Annotated in this window: 1 protein-coding gene; it reads right to left on the bottom strand. The window is 43.0% G+C overall.

The genetic code is table 11. The features are described from left to right. The coding region (locus tag ACP45E_RS22050; RefSeq protein WP_241824377.1) for a PKD domain-containing protein at nt 1–932 on the bottom strand (932 nt) is incomplete at its 3' end. Nucleotides 933–1,217 lie beyond the last annotated feature (285 nt).

The raw sequence follows: 1,217 nt of genomic DNA, 5'->3' as shown, positions 1-1,217 counted from the left end.
GGTGCCATACGGCGTCGTTGGTCAGATTGCAGGTCGCTTGATTTACCGGGTTGTTCTACCGAAAAACTGCGCGGCATAAGATCATCGCCAGAAGCGACGGAGACAACAATATTATCCGTGTCACTAAGTTCACCATCACTGACCGTTAACTTAAACATATAATCACGATCACCATGATTGCCGGATGGCAAGCGGACATTGGTATATTTTGATTGTGGATCCGTGATTTCAGCTTGTGGCCCAGAAATTTGTTCCCAATGATATTCTAGCTTATCACTGTCAACATCGGTCGATAATGAACCATCTAATTGAACTTCTGCTGGCAGTGCGTCAATTTGAATGTCTTTTCCTGCGATCGCATTTGGGCGTTGATTCTTTGCTGCTAAGCCCGTAATAGAGACATTATCGACCGCTTGAGCTTTACCATCATTAACCGTTAGCTGAAAAGTATATAGCGCATCTTCAGTTAACCGTGGTAATTCAAAACTGGCTATCTCTTTTTGGCTATTACTAATGTCAACACTTGGCCCTGAAACTTGTCGCCATCGGTAGGTCAAGCGGTCGCCGTCTTCATCAAACGAATCCGAACCGTCGAGAACAACGGCCTGACTTGGTGAAAGAACTTCTATATCAGGCCCTAATTCAATACTTGGCGCGCGGTTAGCCTGCCCTGAGTTACACTCCGAGGAGTCAGGAATCGGTAACCAAGGATCATTGCCCCATCCGGACTGGTTTGATGATGTTGGGCCATTGGGATTGGGCTCGCTGCTTGAGCCTGCCCACCACTTTGATTTATATAACATTTGTTCATGGCACACTTCTACACCACCGGAATAACTTTTCCTTTCCCATTTTTCAGCCGCTATAGCCAATGAAGAACATGTACTGGTTATTAATATGCATATTGGCAAAATTTTGTTCGTTTTAGTCACTCTACTTTTCCCTTGTTTTACTTTGAAGGCAGAAAGTATTGAGTGGAACAAATGACATGTGTATGAAACGGTTCGTTACATCGCCACCACTACATAGCAAGGCGTATAGTATAATTTCTTTTGTTGATTGAGGGCGTGTTGATCTTTCGCGGTTAAATTTTGTTCGAGATAAAATCGTTTTAGGCGTGGCGAAAAGTATGATGCCTAGTTATTCTAAGCCAATACTTCTCAACAATTACTTATCAACAATTACTTATCAACAAAGCATAAAACGATTTTAGCCGA

The organism is Vibrio genomosp. F10 str. 9ZD137, from assembly GCF_049974785.1.
In the GTDB taxonomy this organism is placed as follows: domain Bacteria; phylum Pseudomonadota; class Gammaproteobacteria; order Enterobacterales; family Vibrionaceae; genus Vibrio.
This window is presented reverse-complemented; position numbering and strand designations above follow the sequence as displayed.